This window comes from Sinomonas notoginsengisoli (assembly GCF_021554725.1).
GTDB lineage: Bacteria > Actinomycetota > Actinomycetes > Actinomycetales > Micrococcaceae > Sinomonas > Sinomonas notoginsengisoli.
On record NZ_JAIZDP010000029.1, the window covers coordinates 1 to 681 of the forward strand.

The following is a 681-nucleotide window of genomic DNA, read 5'->3' on the forward strand; positions in this document are numbered from 1 at the left end:
GCCGAGGTCCTCGTCGAATCGGGCCTTCTTGTGGGACGGCTTGTCTCATCAATGCGTCTCGCGATGCTGTTCTCAGAAACCAGGGAAATAAGCCCTTTGACGGGACAGGGCGGAAGGGCCCTGCTGCCACCTTGGGGGCCGAAGAATCAGGAGCGTCCCCGAGTTTGGAATGCTCACCGATCCTCTGCCTCCTGGCGAGTTTGCCAAGCCTGCCCACGCCCAGCGGGCCGCTATGCGGCAGTGATGTGCGAGGAGAGGTCCTGGACGCGTTGGGCGATCTGGCTGAACGCTGCTTCGAAGGCTGCCGGGCTTCCGACGGCGACGGGGTCCGGGATGGACCAGTGGAGCCGGTCCGTGGTCGGGAGTTCTTCGTGCGCCCGGTCGCAGACCGCGATCACCAGGTCCCCCTGCATGGCCACGCGGTAGAGCTCCGCAGGCTGTGAGGCCCCGAGGTCGAGCCCGTGGCGCGCTGCGACGTCGCGGGCGCCGGGAGCGATGCCGTCTGCCGGGTGTGTGCCCGCGGAGGCGGAGGGCACCGTGCTGGCGCGCTTCCAGAGGGCCTCGGCGAGCTGGCTGCGGGCGGAGTTGGCGTAGCAGACGAAGAGGACACGGGACGCACGGACGGTGGCGGCCGCGAGGAGTCCCGCCGTCCCGGTCCGCACGAGGGTGACGTAGCTGCGC

Annotated in this window: 1 protein-coding gene; it reads right to left on the minus strand. The window is 69.2% G+C overall.

Features of this window, described 5'->3' with window-relative positions; genetic code table 11:
- Positions 1-230 precede the first annotated feature (230 nt).
- Positions 231-681 (minus strand): arsenate-mycothiol transferase ArsC (locus LF262_RS16840; RefSeq protein WP_235781562.1); only part of this gene is annotated, 451 nt, incomplete at its 5' end.